This is a genomic window from Nostoc sp. CmiVER01, assembly GCF_034531135.2.
Taxonomy (GTDB): Bacteria; Cyanobacteriota; Cyanobacteriia; order Cyanobacteriales; family Nostocaceae; genus Nostoc.
The window spans coordinates 450,114-467,006 of the sequence record NZ_JAVRBU020000002.1 but is presented as its reverse complement, the minus strand read 5'-3'; the positions used below and the strand labels follow the sequence as shown (position 1 = coordinate 467,006).

Below are 16,893 nucleotides of genomic sequence, written 5' to 3'. Positions count from 1 at the left end.
AAAGTCAATGAAGAGGACAAGGGGCAGGGGGACGGGAAGTCGTAGTGAAGTCCAGAAATTGGATAATTTATTTTTTGGAGTTCCCTAACCGTTGGCGAATAAAATAGGAGAATCAAGAATTTTCAACTGGATTAATAGTATAATCAACACTGTATAAGCTGTTGAAGAAATTAGACCTGTGACTAATTCTTTTTTCAGATTATGCTCTTGAGGTTCTTTTTGAAAAATATCTTTAGAACCGAATTGCATCAAGAGAATTCCTACAATATTAGAGAGCCAGTATCCTATAATTGAACAAGGTAGAAGTAATTTTGGGGAAAGTAAACTACATGCATACCCAAAACCATAAGCTATTGGCAAATTAAATAGTAGGTCATTCCACCAACATAGTGGTGACAATAAATATCCCAGTACTAAAAAGAACCCACCTCTGAGTTTTTTGAAAATGTCTTTTTTGAACTCTTTTGGAGTTGACTGTTGTGATTCCTCCAGAGTTGTGTCTCTTGCTACATTCAACTTTTGGCTGACGTTTTGGACGCTTTCCATAAAAACCCACTATTCTCATCGACTTAGTGTAGTTTAATATATAAACTAAACCAAAGTCTAGTACAGAAGTGATGAATTTTTGGCTTTTTGATGCTGAAAATATTACCACTGGATAGTTTAAGCTAAATAGAAGTTTAACTCAGATGTTGTTGTGCGGTGATTTATACTAGACATGCATGAGTGTGTGGTAGACATCGCATGTTGTAAAATCTGAGTTTTTTCTATGATATCTAAGCTAAATAGAAGGATTTAAAGCCAATTGAGACGCTCACCGTGAGTTGTCGCTCAATAGGTTTCAAAATCAAACTATATCTTTTTAAATCATAACATACGATGAAATCCAGCACCGATACTGCAACAACCAAAGCCTGCTTAGACTGGGATAAGTCGATGTTGAGTAGCATAATTTTTATTTTGCATATAGCTGGAGCAGAAATTTGAATTAATAATAGCTACAATAAAATTAGTGAGGCATCTTAATAGAAAAATGACAGATTTAACTCCAAATAGCACATTTTTAATAGCAGGAATTGTTTTTATAACGATTGCCATCATCGGGCAATCTAAATTAGGTTTTATTGAAATTAATCCCGGTTGTTTTGGCAGATTTTTGGCTCTATTAATTGGGATTTCGAGCCTATTATATGCTTTAGGATTATTCAATATTTCAACAGTCAACTTTGACTTCTTAAGAACTTCTCTGGTAGAACAAATTAAACAGAGTATAAGTTCAATAAATGAGCTTTTGCAAGGCTCGTAAGAGGTCTAAAAAATTAGCTTTTTGTTTGTAAGGGTAAAAATTTGATTTTACCCCTTTTTTAATACTCCTAATAATACGCTCCTATAAGACTGTAAATCAAACTAGTCATTACTAATAAAGTAACAATCACATAGATAAATTCTCGCTGGAATAGGAAAGTCAATAGGGAAATAAAAACACGCACAATTGGGGTAGCAATTAATAGTAAAAGTCCGAGTTGAATAATGGCGCGTAGGCGTAGACCGCCGTAGGCATCGCTACTTGATAAAACTGCTTTTACTACACCTGTTGGTGAGCGAAATTCCGATGGTTCTCCCTGAAAAAAGTGATATCCAGCAGGTTCAGCACCATGATGAATCAAGTAGAGTATACCCCCCAGCAAAACGACAGCACTAGCTATCAAAACGCCATATCTCATAAGGTTACTGAGCAAATATTCCAATTGCTGCTCACTTGATGTTTTTGTCAAATTCTTGTTAACATCAATCTCACACTTATTAGGCAATTGTGCTACTGTGTCACTGGACTGTTCTAATTGCTCGATATTAGAGTCTATATCTTTCTGCGGTAAGGTTAGTTTAACTACTTCAATATCAGGTTGTGCCAGGAATGTCCAGCGAAAGGTATTATTAAATTTATACATTTTACAGCCCCCCTATTAAACTGTTGTAGACCATTTTCAAAGCCATTACCACTAGCACAACACTGAAGAGAATTCTCAAAATTTGCGTTTTAGCGCCTGTAAGAACTCGTGCGCCCAAGAAAGCGCCAGGTAATACCCCCAACATTACCGGCATGGATAATCCTGGATCGATATAGCCGCGTGCTAGGTAAACTCCAGCTGATGCTGCTGCTGTCACGCCGATCATAAAATTGCTAGTGGTAGTAGAAACTTTGAAGGGTAGCCGCATGGTTTGATCCATTGCCAATACTTTAAATCCCCCGGAACCAATACCAAGCAACCCAGAAAGCACCCCAGCTATTAACATCACACCAAATCCCATTGGTACTGAATGAACTTGATAAGACATTACTCCATCAGGAGTTGGATAAGTACCATTCAGTTTCAAATAATTTGCTATGGGATCTGCTACTTCATTTTCAATATGTTCGATTCTGGGACGTTGTGAAAGGTATGCTGAATAAATGAGGACGATCGCTAGTACAATAGTTAGGGCTTTCACAGAAACAAAAGTAGCAATCATTGCTCCTGCGATCGCACCAATGGTTGTGGCTACTTCTAAAAACATTCCTAATCGCAAATTGGTATAGCCTTTTTTAATATAGGTAGATGCTGCACCCAAAGAAGTTGCAATTACAGATACTAGTGAAGCACCAACGGCATAGCGAATATCAACGCCAAATACCGAAGTTAATAAGGGAACAATTACTACTCCACCTCCTAACCCAGTTAGCGCCCCTAACAAGCCAGCGCTAAATGAACCAATCCAAATTAATAATGAAAACTCTAAAATAGTCAAATTTACTTCCTCTTTTTTTTACATGTATATCAAGATGCCAATATTCTTTTTGTATCATTGAAAACTTAATTGTCAAGTTGACTACTGGCTTACAAAAGATTGCGCCAGTACTTCCGAGAAAGAGAGACAATGTAATTTTGTAATTAAAGTTTTTAATAGAAGTAACTTAGTTTGGAAGCCAAACCTAGATACTAGGGTGATTTAATTCAATCAAGCTGGGACTAAAATCTTGAAAAGAGGTGAAGTGAATTGCTTTATCTTGAACGCATTGCAAGAGGTTGTAGACGCATAAGTAATTAATGCATTTACTAAAAAAAGCAGGTCTATTTCATTCTCATCTAGCCCGCCTTAAAATAGACATCTCGATAAATTAAATATGCGTTACCTAGAACCCTTGTAGAGACGTAGCATTGCTACGTCAAAACAATTCTTTTTTGGAGATGTTTAATGAATTATGAGTTTAACAGCGAAAGTCGTCTAAAGACGACTAAGAGGGTGTTTGATTTTTGTCTGTGTCTATGCGTCAGCCTAAACAATAAGCCTAAGCGGACATAATATTACTCCTTATTTATCAACTCTCTTTCTTCAGGGAGTAAGGTAGTTTCATCCTCAGGGCGATCGCCATCTACCGATTTAGCTATAGTTCTATAGGGTTTGATAATAAAACTGACGCCAATTGTCCAACTTAATGCAACCATCAAACCCGCGAGAACATCGCTGGGAAAATGCACCCCCAGATAGAGACGACACCATCCAATAGCTATTACATATAAGCTACCAAAGATTAAAACTAACCAGCGCCGGGAGCTATCCCAAGTTAAAAATAGCAAAATTGCCACTACAGTTATACTCGTCATTGCATGACCACTGGGAAAGGCAAAACTAGACTCAGGCGCAATGGACTGCCACAATTGTGGACGCACTCGATGCATTAATTCCTTTGCTGTGCGGTTGATGATCACACTTCCTGCTGAGACGGTGAGTAAATAAGCTAGCGATCGCCAGCGTTTTTGAAGTAATAATATAAGTGCGATCGCACCTAAAATCGGTACCGCCGTCCAAGGTTCTCCAATTTTCGCTAGCGCCACGGCTAAAACATCAAGCTGTGGGTTTGCTGTAGAATGAACTGCTAACAAAATAGGCACATCCCACGGGAAGCCAGCTTTATTTTCCCATATTTTCACTATCAGAATTTCAAAAACCTGCAAAGGTAAGTATACTCCTATCAAAAGGAGTAAGAGCGATCGCCAACGGGCAATCAACAGGTTTTTGATAAAAGAAAGAGGCGACGGACTCTCTTTATTGGCTTTTTTCACTTTTTCCATATTAAGTTCTTGTAATCAATTAACTAGAATTTGTTTCTTAGTGTCATCTATCAGCAGATAGTTTTAGTTACTTTGACTAATAAACACCGAATAAATTTAATAATGTTATTTGGAACTAAGCATGGTTAAACTTTCACGACTTCACCGATTACAAAATATTAGTATTTTGAGAAGCTCCACAATGTTTACAATACGGCAAATGTTTATAAGTCAGATTATGACAATTTTGACATTCAATGTCTTGATAATAACCACAGTGCGGACAATAAGTATCAAACTGTCGAATTTTCTTGGCGCAATTTATACAGCGTGATTTTTGGACTCGGCTAGCTGCCTGGACTTTGACATTAAATACAAATTTTTGAAAAAACTGAATAATTCCAAAACCGATAATTGGAATTAGTAATATATAAGCATAATTTATTAGAAAAAGTAAGCCACCAAAAAGGGCACTAATAATATCAAATATAAATTTAAATATTGCCCCAATTTGAAGAAATTCAAATATTTTAACGATTAGTGGGATAAAAAAGATAACTAGCAAATGCCAGCTAATTAGCGAGACAAGTCCAAATCCTCTTCTTTGGGCAAATTTGTGAACTGATAAGGCAATGAGAATCAACGGTAGAAGAAAGAGAGACTGAAAAGCAAGCTGGATACTGGGATACCAAAATGATGCCTGCTGATAGCCTTTGTCAACTTCCCGGAATTGATTATCATCTTTAAGAAAGGCTAGAAAACTAATACTTTCTGGTTTGGCAAGCAGCTCATTTTTAAGAGTAGAATTTTCTTGTTTAAGGGTAGAAATTTGGCGATTATTTTGTTCTAATGTCTGTTTAGCCTTTTCAGCACTGACTTGATTAATTGATTGTTCACGACCCTGACCTGCTATTTTTTCTAATAACGTTGAGTCATATTGGGCTTTAATAGTGCGATTGGCTTGTTCAAGCGAACTAATTTTCGCTTGTTTCTGCTCAATAGTTTTGATGATTTGCTGTTTGTCAGGCTTGTTAATTTTATCCTTGTAATCGGCATATTGCAAACACGTTTTAGAAACTTTGCCTAGATGTCCTGTTTCGGCTTGTTGATAGTTTTTCTGAAAACTAAGTTGATTATTCGGATTATCTGGTAATGAAAGTTTAACAATTTCATAGTCTTTATCTTGACTGGTTTTTGTCCGGTAATTTTGCCACTCTGAATAGCATGGATAAGCTTCTGCCGCGCTGATATGCCATCTGCTAATATCATCGAGTCCGGTAAAAACATTAATCAAGATAAAAATATCAATTAAAATAATGACAATCAAACTTACTTTATTCAGTGGTTCGTTATTAATTGTCCTTGAGGTACTAAAAAATTGGTTCAAAATTTGGCGGATTCTAGCAAACATATTGTATTTTTAATAAATGAAAATTCAATTTTAGATGATAAATAGTGAAAAGCTGGACAACAGCCGAACGATTGCTCAAACAGCAGCGCCAGAGGCATCAGGGTGAATCGGATGAATGGTATTTAGAGAAAGTGATTTATGATTTGGAACGCGATCGCCATTACTAAAATTCAAAACAGAAGAAGGGCGATCTTTAAATACGTGGTGGATATTTATAGATGTGCATAAGTGTCAAATTAACTTAAAAGCCATGTCTGCAAGGAACTGAAGTGCCTCGCTAATAGCTCTAGTCATCTTTAAATGACTAAATAATCTGAAAAATCTTTAGTCTACTTCAATAAACTTTATCTATTAGCCTGGAACTTTAGTTCCAGGCGGGTGAGTCAAGCCAACAGTCAAGCTATTTCTAAGCTTTTATTGACATTAATGACATCTGTGCGCCCCTAGTGAAAACTATTTAGCAGTGAAGTACGCTTCTAATGCCTCAGAACCACCAATTAATTTACCATCGATAAATACTTGGGGAACTGTTGTTGCACCTGTAACTGCTCGTAAGGAACGTGTGGTGATATCTTTACCTAAGGTAATTTCCTCGTAGTTAATATTATGTTCCTTGAGCATCTCTTTGGCACGCGCACAGAAGGGACAACCCACTTTGGCAAACAGAGAAACGAGTTCGGGCTTCACTGCTTGAGGGTTAATATATCTAAGCATTGTCTCAGCATCGGATACCTTAAACGGATCTCCTGGCTCGTCTGGCTCAATAAACATTTGGTTAATTACACCATCTCTTACCAGCATTGAGTAACGCCACGATCGCTTCCCAAATCCCAAGTCTGATTTGTCTACCAACATACCCATTCCTTCAGTAAATTCACCATTACCATCGGGAATGAGTGTGACATTTTCTGCTTCTTGATCCTTTGCCCATTCGTTCATTACAAAGGCATCATTGACAGAAATACAGATAATGTCATCAACTCCATTTTCTTTGAAAACCCCGGCTAATTCGTTATAACCAGGGAGGTGAGTTGATGAACAAGTCGGTGTATAAGCACCTGGTAAAGAGAAAACAACCACTGTCTTATTAGCAAACAATTGATCGGTTGTCACATCCACCCACTGGTTGCCCACGCGTGTATGAAAAGTGACATTAGGAACTCTTTCTCCTCGGCGATTGGAAAACATAATTTTGCTTGCCTTTAGTAATCAATTCCAGTCATAACCTATCATGGGAAGACTGGTATGATGTAACTGTCAATCAGCTAAAAAACTTCATTAATAAGACAGAATTCAGGAGTCAGAAGTCAGAAGTCAGAATGCTCTACCTATGTTCGCGTAGCATCTTGCTCTCAAGGGATAGAGTAATAACCGGAAGAATATTTGAATTTTGAATTTCATTGCGCCTATAAGGGGCAAGGTTTTAAACTAATATTCATTACCCAGTCTGACTCTACTGATTCATGCTGAATTCTGACTCCTGGGTTCTGAATTCTCCTTGATAAATGGCGCGATCGCTGCTACAAATTCAGCAGTTGATTCATAGGGTAAAACATTGCGCCCATTTATTTTTATACCTCGGCCTTGAGGCAAACAGGCGAGATAGTGAGTTAAGCGTTCGTCTGGCGTTTCTTTTTTACCTTTTTGACTAATACTTGATGCAGTCTCTCCCATAACCGCTAATGTTGGTTGCTCAATAGAGGCGATATAACTAGTATAATCCTGTCGCCAAAATCCTGCGAGAAAAGAAAACACTGCATAACGACTAGCAGGATTTTCTGCACCTGCAACCAATGTATTCAACCACTCTGCATCCACAGCATTCTCAGAAGCAAAAAGTTGACGAGTCGAGAAAGAATGTAAAAACTTTCGGGTGCGTGCATAGCGATAAAAAGCACTCCCAAAAGGCGAATCTAAAAGATTCCAAGCAAATTTTTGCCGCCATTCTGGTGATTTACTTGTTATCAAAGCCCACGCTGGAGGCGCAGAGAGTACAAGTCTGGCAATTAAGTTTGATTGCTTTTCGACTAATGCGATGCCTGCGGCGGACAAAGCCAACGCAACTGGTAATAAAGCACCTTGTACTACTACAATCACAGGTTTTTGTACTACTGTTTGTAAAAAGTACTGCAACTGTTCTGCCCAATCATTAGGAGTGTAAGCCAGATGAGGCATATCACTTTCGCCACATCCTAGTAAATCAGGGTTATAAATTAAATTACGCTGACCTGAATTATACCATTCGCGGCAAAATCGCTGCCAAAAGTGCCGCGACAATCCAACACCAATCGGATGAATTAACAATAAAGGAATACCCTCTGATGTTGTGTTAGTTGGTTGATGAACTTCGTAGGCGCAACGATAATTCCGCCAACTGTAAAACTGGCTAGGAGGTGCTGTGAAATTGGTTGTGTTAGTTACAGCAGATGGTTGCATAATTCCTAGTTGTTAATACTTGCTAAAAAATCATCTGTGGATGAATTAACTGGTATCCAGCTTCTTTAAGCTTTTCATTCGATACCCAAGCATTATATGGGCGTGTACTTTTAATAGAAGTATCCCATATAACTTTGGGTAAATTATGTTTTTCAAATAAGTTATCTAGCAAATCTCGACTGGTAAGATGTGCATCATCTACTAAATTATAAATTCCTTGTAAACGACGGTGACGGGCAAATTCTATCGCACCAACAATATCATCAATGTGAATCCAATTTGTGATATCCTCCCCGCCGGGACGGGTTGTACCAGAATATGTGCTAAAGATTTTCACCAGTTCTCTACCAGGGCCATAAATTCCTCCTAAGCGAAAGATACAAACGCGGAGGTTTTCGCTAGATGCTGATAGCAGCACATCCTCTGTTTTTCGGAGAATTTGTGCATTTAAATTAGCGGGTGCAAGCGGTGTTTCTTCATCTACCCAAACCCCATTTCTATCACCATATACGGCATAACTACCTGTGTATATTAATTGTTTTATACTCGGAATCTGCTGTAAAGATAAAGCTAAAGTTTGGGCAGTTTGTAGATAAGTTTCTTCATAAACTTCTGCATTTTTTGCACCAACGCTCAAAAGTACAACATCTTGATTGTGCAAAACTGATTTTAGACTATCTAAGTTATTACCACGGGTAACTACAACTTTTTGGGATACTGAGTTTAGAGCAGGGACACGCTCAGAAGAAGTTGTGGTTACACTGACAACAAAATCCTCTTTTTTATGCCAATATTGAGCAACTTTATAACCAACATAACCACAACCAATGATTGCAACGTTCATGACAAATTAGACACAAATAAATTAAACTAATCATTGAGAATATTTTCTCAATGAAGGGAATAGACGTAAATCAATTTAACACTTCAAAGCTCACAGTCAATAGTCAATAGGACATAACTTTTTCCTGAATGACTAAATAACTATTTAGCTAATTCTTTCTCGATCATGGCAATTATTTCTGGTGAATTTGGCTGGATACTACTATTAAATCTAGCTATCACTTCACCTTGTTTATTAACTATAAATTTTTCAAAGTTCCAAGCAATAGTTCCCGTTGGCTCAACGGCTTTAGTAAGTCTCTCATAAAGTAGATGCTGCTGTGAGCCTTTGGCATGAACTTTATCGAATAGTTCAAAGGTAACACCATATTTACTCGTGCAGAATTTCACAATCTCTTCATTACTTCCTGGTTCCTGCGCTCCAAAATCATTACAAGGGAACCCTAAAATACGTAACCCTGCTTCTTTATACTTCTGGTTCAATTTTTCTAACGCCTCGTATTGAGAAGTATAACCGCAGTAGGATGCCACATTCACAATTAAGAGTACCTTGCCGATATAGTCGTTTAATTGTTTATCTTCACCGTTAATTGTCTTAACTGCGATGTCCGAAATCGTCTTAGTCATCTTGAATCTGATTTATAGGGAATATTGCCAAGTCTCCCATATTACAGGTACTCTAAACCCTCTTTTTTTAAATAAATTAGGTTTGTTAGCCCTACGATTTTATAAAAATCAAGCTCTTTAATCTAGCAATTAAGCGACTTTCTCCCAGTTGGCAAGCTTGCTTACCTTTAGCTTGTCTGATTGTGTTGGGTTAGGGTTATGCCGCAGTTGCCCAAACTCCAGCCGCAGGGCCAACAACAGCAGAATTTAAAGATTATCAATGGTATTTTGGCTGGTTTGGTTGCAATTACAGCGTCCAACCTGCCTCAACCAAGAAATTCCTTAACCGAATGGTTGCAAGTATTAACTGAATAATGCCACTATGAATCTGCCTGAGCTGAATTAAAGTTGATACTTATTTTACCTTGTGAAAATTTTATGGTTAGAGGATTGAGAGTTAGTATACTGCTATTGGCAGTTGTGGGAAATCTGGCGTGGTCATTTAGTGCCAAAGCAAATTTTAACGGCAAACTCATCGTAGAAATTGATGGATTGAAGAATAAACAAGGACAAGTCTGTGCCAGTATATTCGCTAACAGTAAAGGATTTCCTAGCGATGGCGATCGCAGCTTACAAAAGCAGTGTACCAAGATTACTAGCACTCCCTTTGCAATTACCTTTGAGAACTTGAAAGCAGGTAGTTACGCCGTTGCTGTCTTCCACGATCAAAATAACGACGGCACTCTCAATAGCAATGCTTTAGGTATACCAAGCGAAGGCTTTGGATTTTCCAGCAACCCAGAAATTCGCACAAGAGCGGCCAAATTTAGCGAAGCAGCATTTTTAGTAGCAGGCCCGGACACTGAGATTCAAATTCAATTGACATATTTTTAGGTTTATTCTGGTGAATCGTTGTGTGAATCTTCTGGTAGACTTTGTTGTTCCGGCAAACCACGCATTCGATTCATCTGAGTTAAAGCATATCGTGCTGTTGCTTGCACCTCTGCATCTGGGTCTTCTAATGCATGATGCAACATCTGACTCATTTGACCCATCATGTCATAAACACGCGTTAGATCACGGATCGCATTTTGCCTTACTTGTGGACTTTCATCTTGGAGTGAGATTGCTAGGCCACGGTTCATTGGTTTAAGTGTGCGGATACCAATTTCTGCCAAAGCTGCCAAAATTAAGCTGCTTTCTTGAGAATCAGCATCAATCATCAAGTCAACCAGATGCTGAATTGCTCGCGAATCTCCCTGCTGACCTAAATCCCAAATAGCCTTGCGCCGCTTTGTGGGGTCAGAACTGCGTAAATCTTGAATTAATTCCTCAACAATATTGAGTTTAGTTAGCCGGGAAGTTTTTTCTGGTAGCAGTAATTTTGTGGCGGGTGGTGGCGTATCTGTTTGTGGATTAGTTACAGTCTCTGGAGAGGGTGATAGCATGGGGATTTTGTTAGCTTCACTCAAACTTTTAGTTTCTGATATTTTGGATTGCACTTGTTCCCTCTGGCGAAGCCACCTCAGCAGGTAAACAAGTACGCCAATACTTCCTAGAACTACGATGGATAATATTAACCACCAGATAAAACCTTTATCTGTTGGTTCGGATGTTGTAGTTGGTTTTGAAGTCGCAGCAACAGAGGCAACAATTGGAGCAGTAACTATTGGAGAGGTGGCAACCTGATTTTTGGCTACTATTGCTGCTTGCAGTTTTCCTCTAGTCGCCAGACCAGCAAGACCATCTACTTTTAAACCCTTTGCTTTCTGGAATTTAGTCACAGCGATTTCTGTACTGGCGTTGTACTCTCCATCTACCACACCACTGTAGTATCCCAACTGCTTTAATTGGGTTTGTAATCTCTGCACATCTAATTTTGGACTACCATATCTCAAAACATTCGGACTAGCAGCCACTGTCGGACTAGCTTGTGCAAGTTTTAAAATTTCAGGTGCTAGGCTAGGTGTTGCTGTGCTTGCACGATTTGGGTAAAAACCCATGCAAGAAAAACAGGTAAATATCAAAATTGAGGAACGGCATAGCCTCATATTGCAAGTTTCAGCCTGAAGGTGGTTTTGAAGTATTTAATCCCACAATACCTTCAAGATTAACAAATTACCAAATGTTGACTGTAATTTTTTTATTGAGCATTGGGCATTAGTTATTCTCCCTACTGAATTACGAATTACGAATTACGTTAGCGTAGCGGTAGCGAGTCATCGAGCGTCATTACGAATTACCAGTTAGGGTAAAATTTCTCGTTCCGATTCTCTCACTCTGAAAGTTATGGGGTTCAATTTTTTAGCAGATGCTTCTAAAACCGGCTGCTGTATATTAGCTATTTCGCCGACAGTAACTGTATCGTTTTGCGCTGCTAAAGTATCACGTTGATTAATCAGATAAATGCTGATTAAAGTTAAGAAAACACCGACCCACTGCAACGGACTGAGGACTTCTGAGAGGAAGAGATTGCCGAATAGTAGAGCAAAGACGGGTGTGAGGAAGGTTAGGGAACTAAGACTGGTGAGACTGCCACTAGAGGCAAAGTAGAAGAATAAACCGTAGGCGATCGCACTGCCAAATACAGTAGCATAACCCAAAGCCACTAAATCAGATGCTCCTAGATTCTCCCATTGCTGAGATTCGACAACTGATGAAACTCCCCATAGTGGCAATCCACCCAAAATCATGTGCCATCCTGTAGCGGTTACTGGGTCAGCATGTCGGCACACAAACCGAATCAACACTGTTCCTACTGCCATTGATAGGGCTGCTAACAACATCAACCACTCACCACTAGCAAACAAATCTTGCCAGTTACCAATTGTGATATTTGCACCTGAGTCGAGAAAATGTAAAATCAACTCATCAGGTAAGCCAATTAAACTAATGCCTGTTACACCCAAGCCCAGCCCCAGCCATCCCCAAAAACCAATGTGTTCTTGAAATAGCCACAACGATAGTAAGGCAACAGCCAAAGGTTGGGAGTCAATCATCACAGACCCTAACCCCGCACTGGTTCTAACTAATCCCTCTGCCAAAAAGCCTTGAAACAGCGTCCCATCTACGAGGGCAAATAAGGTAATCCACAGCCATGCAGCCCAACCTTTCGGCTGAGGTTTACCCATAAATGCTGCTGCAATCAGAATTAACATCCCTGCTGGTATCAGACGCACACCTGCCATGAATAGCGGTGTGGTGTGGGGTATTACTCCTTTCATGGCTACCATTGCCGTCCCCCATAGGAAAAAGGGGGCAATTAAGAGGAGAGAGGCGAGGGGAAGTTTAGATGCACTGAGTTTCAGTTGCATGGGTTTGCTGATGCCTTTGTTTAACAAGCGCAAAAATTGCTTTACCCAATTTTACCGAAATTATGTAGTTTTGTGTAGACATGGATTTATTGTGATGCGTTCTCAAGAGTCAGAATATAAACTGTTGTTTTAGAGGATGTTTGAAAAGTGGTATCTTGTGCTTTTAATCACATTTTTACCCCCCTTAATCCCCCCGATATATTGGGGGGAAACAAGAAAAATCTGGTTCCCTCCCCTTTATAACTACGGTGTATACACAAGTCCTAAAATCATTGCCTGGTAAGATACAAGCCTTGGTAGGCAAGGTTTTGAGTTAAGCAAACTGATTATCAATAGTGTCAGCTTATTGATAGAGTACTAATGGAAAATCAAGGATTTTAAAAATAATTTTCCGTTGTTTTTCGTTGATTTGATTGCCAACTCGACTTGTGTATACACGGTAGCCCCTTTATAAGGGGAGGGTTAGGGTGGGGTAAAAAATATGTGATACATGAATCATTACTTTTCAAACATCCTCTTAGGCAGATCAAGTGAGTTCATCAGTAGACCTCTTGCAAAAGTGCTTTTTGCAAGAAAGGGAAAAGGATAAAGGACAATACAGAACTTTTTCCCCTTCCCCTTTTCCCGACTTATGCAAGAAGTCTAGTATTCGCAATTAAAAAACTTAGATATAGCAACCCTTTCAGGGTTTACCTCTGTTTCATAATTTTTAGTGATATCATGTCCGCCTAATTAGTTATGATTCCCGCATCCATGCAAAAACTATAATCGTAGCGACTGTCTTAAAAGCCAAGCGTATTGGTCTATATTGCACTCAACTGATAACCGCCATATTAGAAGGATAAGGACTTAATATTACTTACCCATCAATTTAAACTTGCCAAACTACTATAGCAGTCCTAAAATCATTCGTGAAAATTATATCTCTCTTTATTTCTTTCCTTCCTTGGCGTCCTTGGCGTCCTTGGCGGTTCGTTTCTTAATCTATATTTTTCACAACTCAAATAGGATTGCTATAGTAGGGGCTGTTGCGTTAACCCTTAATTAATTACAAATTATTTTAATCCCTTCGATTTGCGAAACTCCTGCACAACATCTTTAATATCACGTAATTCCCCTTCAACTAAATAATTTAATTGCCGCATTTCATCTGCTGAAATCTTTCCGGCAAGTGAAGCGATCGCATTTTTTAATTCAGGATATTTTTTTAATATTTCTTGTCGAACAATTGGTACAGTTTCGTAAGGTGGAAAATAATGTTTATCATCTTTTAAGACAACTAAACCCAAGCGAGCAATCTGTCCGTCAGTAGAATTACCCGCCACCATATCTACTTGTTTTTGAATCAAAGCACGATATATCAAACCCAAGTCCATAATTTGGGGAGGTTTGGCAAAATGCAAATCGTAAGCTTTTGCTAATCCAGGAAAACCATCTTCCCGTTCTAAAAACTCATAGCCAAAACCCCCGCGCCACTGCGGTGTATATTGAGTAGCTTCAGAGAGAGTTTGAATGTTGTAACGCTTGGCATCATCACCCCGGACAATCATCGCAAAAGTGTTTTCAAAACCTAAGCTTGGCATCACTTCCAGATTAAATTGCTGGGAATATGCTTGTTTTAACCTTTCATAAACTTCTTTCGGATCATTAACTGCTTTTTGCTTTAAAATTCCCGTAAAAGCTGTGCCTGTATACTCAATATATGCATCAATTTTGCCAGCAGTAATAGCACTATGACAAACAAAAGAACCACCCAGACGGGGACGACGAGCTACTTTTAAATTAGTTGTCGCCTCAATTTGTTGTGCTAACAGTTCACCTAAAATATCTTGTTCAGTAAAATCTTTGGAAGCAACGATAATGTTGCGACTGCTACTATTATTTGAATTTGGTGTACAGCTAGTGATTCCCAATAACAAAGCAAAAGTTAAAAAGCACAATGCTATAATTTTTTTCATTAACTTTTAATTTTTAACTTCTTTTCCATCCAGCCAATTGCAAAGTCAGCTAGTAATGCAATTGCCGCCGCCGGAACTGCACCAGCTAAAATTAACTGATCGTTCACGACTGATATACCACGAAAAATAAATACTCCCAAACCACCAGCACCAATTGCTGCTGCAATAGTTGCAATACCAATGGCAATTACCGTTGCTACACGCACCCCTGCTAAAATTACTCCCAGTGCTAAGGGAATCTCAACTTGTAATAACAATTGTCTATCTGTCATCCCCATGCCTCTACCAGCTTCTCTAATAGCTGGATCTACACCAGTAATGCCTGTGTAAGTGTTACGAATTATCGGCAGCAACGAATATACAATCAGGGCAACAATTGCTGGCACTGCACCAATCCCGCCAATTATCGGCACAGGAATGAGCAAGCCAAATAGTGCCAAACTTGGAATAGTTTGGAAAATATTTGCTATACCGAGAATTGGTTGACGAAGATAAGTTTTACGTGTAATTAAAATACCTAATGGAATGCCTACAAGGATAGCAATTCCAATTGCTATGCCTACCAAAAACAAGTGTTCTAGAGTATGCTGAAGGATTTCTGGAGCATACTTAACGAGGAAGAAATTTTTCATAGATTATCTTGCAAGGTATGCAGACATTGGAGAAAGGCAAGGCTTTCTGGATGTTGCGATCGCCTAAATTCATCTGTCGTCCCCAATACTACCAATTCTCCGCCATACATTAAACCAATTCTTGATGCTAAAACAAATGCTTCTTGAATATCGTGGGTAACAAACACAACTGTTTTGCCTAACTCTTGCTGCAAATGCCGAAACTCTTGTTGCAGTTCTAAGCGCGTAATTGGATCGAGTGCGCCAAAGGGTTCATCCATCAACAACACTGGCGGATCTGCCGCTAAAGCCCTAGCTACACCGACTCTTTGCCTTTGTCCTCCCGAAAGTTCGTTCGGGTAACGTCCGGCGAATTGTGCTGGTTCTAAGCCTACTAATTGCAATAATTCATAAACCCGCGTTTTTATTTGTTTCGGTTGCCAACCTTCCAAAGCCGGGACTAAACCCACATTGCGTTCAACAGTGAAATGGGGAAATAAACCAATTTCTTGAATGACGTAACCAATTTTTCGCCGCAGTTTAATTTCATCCCATTGAGTTGTGGGAATACCATCAAATAAAACTTCACCTTGTGTAGGTGTAAATAAGCGATTAATTAACTTCATTGTGGTGGTTTTGCCGCTACCACTGCGCCCAAGTAATACCAGTGCTTCTCCTTGGCGGATGGTGAAATTGAGATTTGACACCAATGAGCGATGATTGCGGCTAAAGGTAACATCGCGGAATTCGACGGCAGTTTGATTATTTTGCGGCATGAGTGGCTTTTGATGGACGCTAGCTATTGTATTATGTGCTGATTTTGCTAGCGTGCTAAGAGGATATTTGAAAAGTCCTCTTGTCGGTATCAAAAATTTGAGATATCCCTAAATCCCCTCTACCCACTCTCCTAACCGCCATTTCTGGTCAATTGCCCTAGACGCTTCAACACACTCAAAACCGTATATAATTCATTTCCAGGATTGAAGATGTAGAACAAGCGAGACAATATATATTTTGGTGTTTCTTGTTTTATCAATTTAAAAAAAATAAAACTACTGCCATTGGAGATTAGTCCGTATACTGGTTTATCTGAGTTAGAGACTGCCAGCATATAAGCTAGCAGCTGTGGTTTGCCCACCTCCACAGAAAAAGCTGCTTGTTTAGACTCTACAACTACTACTACTAGTTGTTCAAACAAAACTAAGATATCAATCTGCCCTTTGACCCTTACGCCTTCATCTTCAGCCGAAACTTCTACAGATTTTTCAGATTTGACATAAAACGGGGATAGATAGAAGTCTGCTAAATCCAACAAAGGAGACAGCACCACCATCTTGACGGTGTTTTCCAGCAGGGGAGGGTACTTGAGCAAATTGGCATAACTTGCCTTAACTCGGTCGAGCTGTTGTTTTTGGGAGTTGGTAATTTCTGGTAAGTTATCTTGCCACTCTCTAAAAAATTGCTCATCCTCAACTAATTCGAGTCCAAATCTGGTCTCTAAATCAAGTAGGGTAATTTCTTTAGCCTGTATTGTTTGAACCATAATCCAGAAATATTTTTGGTAATTGATAATGAAAGTAAAGAACTATAGTTATCAATGCTTTTGACTTATTTTAAGTCAGT

19 protein-coding genes are annotated in these 16,893 nt (G+C 39.0%); 4 read left to right on the top strand and 15 right to left on the bottom strand.

Annotated elements, in window-relative coordinates:
- Positions 1-84: 84 nt before the first annotated feature.
- Positions 85-546, bottom strand: coding sequence for a hypothetical protein (locus RMZ43_RS04695; protein WP_322651299.1), 462 nt, complete (start codon positions 544-546; stop codon positions 85-87).
- Positions 547-1,033: 487 nt separating this feature from the next.
- Between RMZ43_RS04695 and RMZ43_RS04690 the strand changes: the two genes are divergently transcribed.
- A complete protein-coding gene (locus RMZ43_RS04690; protein WP_322651301.1) occupies positions 1,034-1,306 on the top strand; it encodes a hypothetical protein in 273 nt (90 codons plus the stop codon).
- A 67-nt stretch (positions 1,307-1,373) separates the two neighbouring features.
- On the opposite strand, the gene RMZ43_RS04685 is transcribed toward RMZ43_RS04690, so the two are convergent.
- From RMZ43_RS04685 to RMZ43_RS04670, 4 genes are all read right to left on the bottom strand, one after another.
- Complete coding sequence (locus tag RMZ43_RS04685) at positions 1,374-1,949, bottom strand: DUF1634 domain-containing protein (protein ID WP_322651303.1); 576 nt, start codon at positions 1,947-1,949, stop codon at positions 1,374-1,376.
- A 1-nt stretch (position 1,950) separates the two neighbouring features.
- On the bottom strand, positions 1,951-2,787 hold the full coding sequence (locus RMZ43_RS04680) for a sulfite exporter TauE/SafE family protein (RefSeq protein ID WP_322651304.1): 837 nt from the start codon (positions 2,785-2,787) through the stop codon (positions 1,951-1,953).
- Between the two features lie 557 nt (positions 2,788-3,344).
- A complete protein-coding gene (locus tag RMZ43_RS04675) occupies positions 3,345-4,112 on the bottom strand; it encodes a phosphatase PAP2 family protein (protein WP_322654501.1) in 768 nt (255 codons plus the stop codon).
- 148 nt (positions 4,113-4,260) lie between these two features.
- Complete coding sequence (locus RMZ43_RS04670; RefSeq protein WP_322654502.1) at positions 4,261-5,502, bottom strand: hypothetical protein; 1,242 nt, start codon at positions 5,500-5,502, stop codon at positions 4,261-4,263.
- A 44-nt stretch (positions 5,503-5,546) separates the two neighbouring features.
- Here RMZ43_RS04670 and RMZ43_RS04665 point away from each other — a divergent pair, with 44 nt between their 5' ends.
- Entirely contained in the window at positions 5,547-5,669 is a 123-nt protein-coding gene (locus tag RMZ43_RS04665) for a hypothetical protein (RefSeq protein ID WP_322651307.1), read from the top strand.
- 286 nt (positions 5,670-5,955) lie between these two features.
- On the opposite strand, the gene RMZ43_RS04660 is transcribed toward RMZ43_RS04665, so the two are convergent.
- From RMZ43_RS04660 to RMZ43_RS04645, 4 genes are all read right to left on the bottom strand, one after another.
- Positions 5,956-6,690 (bottom strand): glutathione peroxidase, encoded by a 735-nt coding sequence (locus RMZ43_RS04660; RefSeq protein WP_322654503.1) that lies wholly within the window; start codon positions 6,688-6,690, stop codon positions 5,956-5,958.
- Positions 6,691-6,963: 273 nt separating this feature from the next.
- Complete coding sequence (locus tag RMZ43_RS04655; protein WP_322654504.1) at positions 6,964-7,938, bottom strand: alpha/beta fold hydrolase; 975 nt, start codon at positions 7,936-7,938, stop codon at positions 6,964-6,966.
- A gap of 22 nt (positions 7,939-7,960) precedes the next feature.
- Entirely contained in the window at positions 7,961-8,782 is an 822-nt protein-coding gene (locus RMZ43_RS04650) for an SDR family oxidoreductase (RefSeq protein ID WP_322654505.1), read from the bottom strand.
- A 140-nt stretch (positions 8,783-8,922) separates the two neighbouring features.
- Entirely contained in the window at positions 8,923-9,408 is a 486-nt protein-coding gene (locus RMZ43_RS04645) for a glutathione peroxidase (protein WP_322654506.1), read from the bottom strand.
- Between the two features lie 198 nt (positions 9,409-9,606).
- Between RMZ43_RS04645 and RMZ43_RS04640 the strand changes: the two genes are divergently transcribed.
- Together RMZ43_RS04640 and RMZ43_RS04635 are read left to right on the top strand one after the other, a co-directional pair.
- A complete protein-coding gene (locus tag RMZ43_RS04640; RefSeq protein WP_322651312.1) occupies positions 9,607-9,762 on the top strand; it encodes a hypothetical protein in 156 nt (51 codons plus the stop codon).
- A gap of 63 nt (positions 9,763-9,825) precedes the next feature.
- Positions 9,826-10,281, top strand: a complete 456-nt coding sequence (locus tag RMZ43_RS04635; protein WP_322651313.1) for a DUF2141 domain-containing protein — start codon at positions 9,826-9,828, stop codon at positions 10,279-10,281.
- 2 nt (positions 10,282-10,283) lie between these two features.
- Here the strand turns inward: RMZ43_RS04635 and RMZ43_RS04630 are convergent, their stop codons facing one another.
- The 6 genes from RMZ43_RS04630 to RMZ43_RS04605 form a co-directional block, all read right to left on the bottom strand.
- On the bottom strand, positions 10,284-11,438 hold the full coding sequence (locus RMZ43_RS04630; protein WP_322654507.1) for a peptidoglycan-binding protein: 1,155 nt from the start codon (positions 11,436-11,438) through the stop codon (positions 10,284-10,286).
- 195 nt (positions 11,439-11,633) lie between these two features.
- Positions 11,634-12,701, bottom strand: coding sequence for a DMT family transporter (locus RMZ43_RS04625; protein WP_322651315.1), 1,068 nt, complete (start codon positions 12,699-12,701; stop codon positions 11,634-11,636).
- A gap of 1,055 nt (positions 12,702-13,756) precedes the next feature.
- On the bottom strand, positions 13,757-14,659 hold the full coding sequence (locus RMZ43_RS04620) for a glycine betaine ABC transporter substrate-binding protein (RefSeq protein ID WP_322654508.1): 903 nt from the start codon (positions 14,657-14,659) through the stop codon (positions 13,757-13,759).
- The gene (locus tag RMZ43_RS04615; RefSeq protein WP_322654509.1) at positions 14,659-15,291 is read right to left on the bottom strand and encodes an ABC transporter permease; all 633 of its coding nucleotides are present in this window, start codon (positions 15,289-15,291) and stop codon (positions 14,659-14,661) included. The genes RMZ43_RS04620 and RMZ43_RS04615 overlap by 1 nt, the downstream gene beginning before the upstream one ends.
- Positions 15,288-16,046 carry an ATP-binding cassette domain-containing protein gene (locus tag RMZ43_RS04610; protein ID WP_322652121.1) on the bottom strand — a complete coding sequence of 253 codons (759 nt, stop codon included), beginning with the start codon at positions 16,044-16,046 and terminating at the stop codon, positions 15,288-15,290. Before RMZ43_RS04610 ends, RMZ43_RS04615 begins: the two co-directional genes overlap by 4 nt.
- A 131-nt stretch (positions 16,047-16,177) precedes the next feature.
- Positions 16,178-16,813 carry a restriction endonuclease subunit R gene (locus tag RMZ43_RS04605; RefSeq protein WP_322654510.1) on the bottom strand — a complete coding sequence of 212 codons (636 nt, stop codon included), beginning with the start codon at positions 16,811-16,813 and terminating at the stop codon, positions 16,178-16,180.
- Between the last annotated feature and the right edge of the window lie 80 nt (positions 16,814-16,893).

Excerpts from the sequence above, each read along its gene's own strand:
- RMZ43_RS04690 (WP_322651301.1), top strand. The coding sequence starts at position 1,034 with ATGACAGATTTAACTCCAAATAGCACATTTTTAATAGCAGGAATTGTT.
- RMZ43_RS04605 (WP_322654510.1), bottom strand. The coding sequence starts at position 16,813 with ATGGTTCAAACAATACAGGCTAAAGAAATTACCCTACTTGATTTAGAG.
- RMZ43_RS04610 (WP_322652121.1), bottom strand. The coding sequence starts at position 16,046 with ATGCCGCAAAATAATCAAACTGCCGTCGAATTCCGCGATGTTACCTTT.
- RMZ43_RS04670 (WP_322654502.1), bottom strand. The coding sequence starts at position 5,502 with ATGTTTGCTAGAATCCGCCAAATTTTGAACCAATTTTTTAGTACCTCA.
- RMZ43_RS04655 (WP_322654504.1), bottom strand. The coding sequence starts at position 7,938 with ATGCAACCATCTGCTGTAACTAACACAACCAATTTCACAGCACCTCCT.
- RMZ43_RS04640 (WP_322651312.1), top strand. The coding sequence starts at position 9,607 with ATGCCGCAGTTGCCCAAACTCCAGCCGCAGGGCCAACAACAGCAGAAT.
- RMZ43_RS04625 (WP_322651315.1), bottom strand. The coding sequence starts at position 12,701 with ATGCAACTGAAACTCAGTGCATCTAAACTTCCCCTCGCCTCTCTCCTC.
- RMZ43_RS04650 (WP_322654505.1), bottom strand. The coding sequence starts at position 8,782 with ATGAACGTTGCAATCATTGGTTGTGGTTATGTTGGTTATAAAGTTGCT.
- RMZ43_RS04660 (WP_322654503.1), bottom strand. The coding sequence starts at position 6,690 with ATGTTTTCCAATCGCCGAGGAGAAAGAGTTCCTAATGTCACTTTTCAT.
- RMZ43_RS04615 (WP_322654509.1), bottom strand. The coding sequence starts at position 15,291 with ATGAAAAATTTCTTCCTCGTTAAGTATGCTCCAGAAATCCTTCAGCAT.
- RMZ43_RS04685 (WP_322651303.1), bottom strand. The coding sequence starts at position 1,949 with ATGTATAAATTTAATAATACCTTTCGCTGGACATTCCTGGCACAACCT.
- RMZ43_RS04630 (WP_322654507.1), bottom strand. The coding sequence starts at position 11,438 with ATGAGGCTATGCCGTTCCTCAATTTTGATATTTACCTGTTTTTCTTGC.
- RMZ43_RS04675 (WP_322654501.1), bottom strand. The coding sequence starts at position 4,112 with ATGGAAAAAGTGAAAAAAGCCAATAAAGAGAGTCCGTCGCCTCTTTCT.
- RMZ43_RS04645 (WP_322654506.1), bottom strand. The coding sequence starts at position 9,408 with ATGACTAAGACGATTTCGGACATCGCAGTTAAGACAATTAACGGTGAA.
- RMZ43_RS04635 (WP_322651313.1), top strand. The coding sequence starts at position 9,826 with ATGGTTAGAGGATTGAGAGTTAGTATACTGCTATTGGCAGTTGTGGGA.
- RMZ43_RS04620 (WP_322654508.1), bottom strand. The coding sequence starts at position 14,659 with ATGAAAAAAATTATAGCATTGTGCTTTTTAACTTTTGCTTTGTTATTG.
- RMZ43_RS04695 (WP_322651299.1), bottom strand. The coding sequence starts at position 546 with ATGGAAAGCGTCCAAAACGTCAGCCAAAAGTTGAATGTAGCAAGAGAC.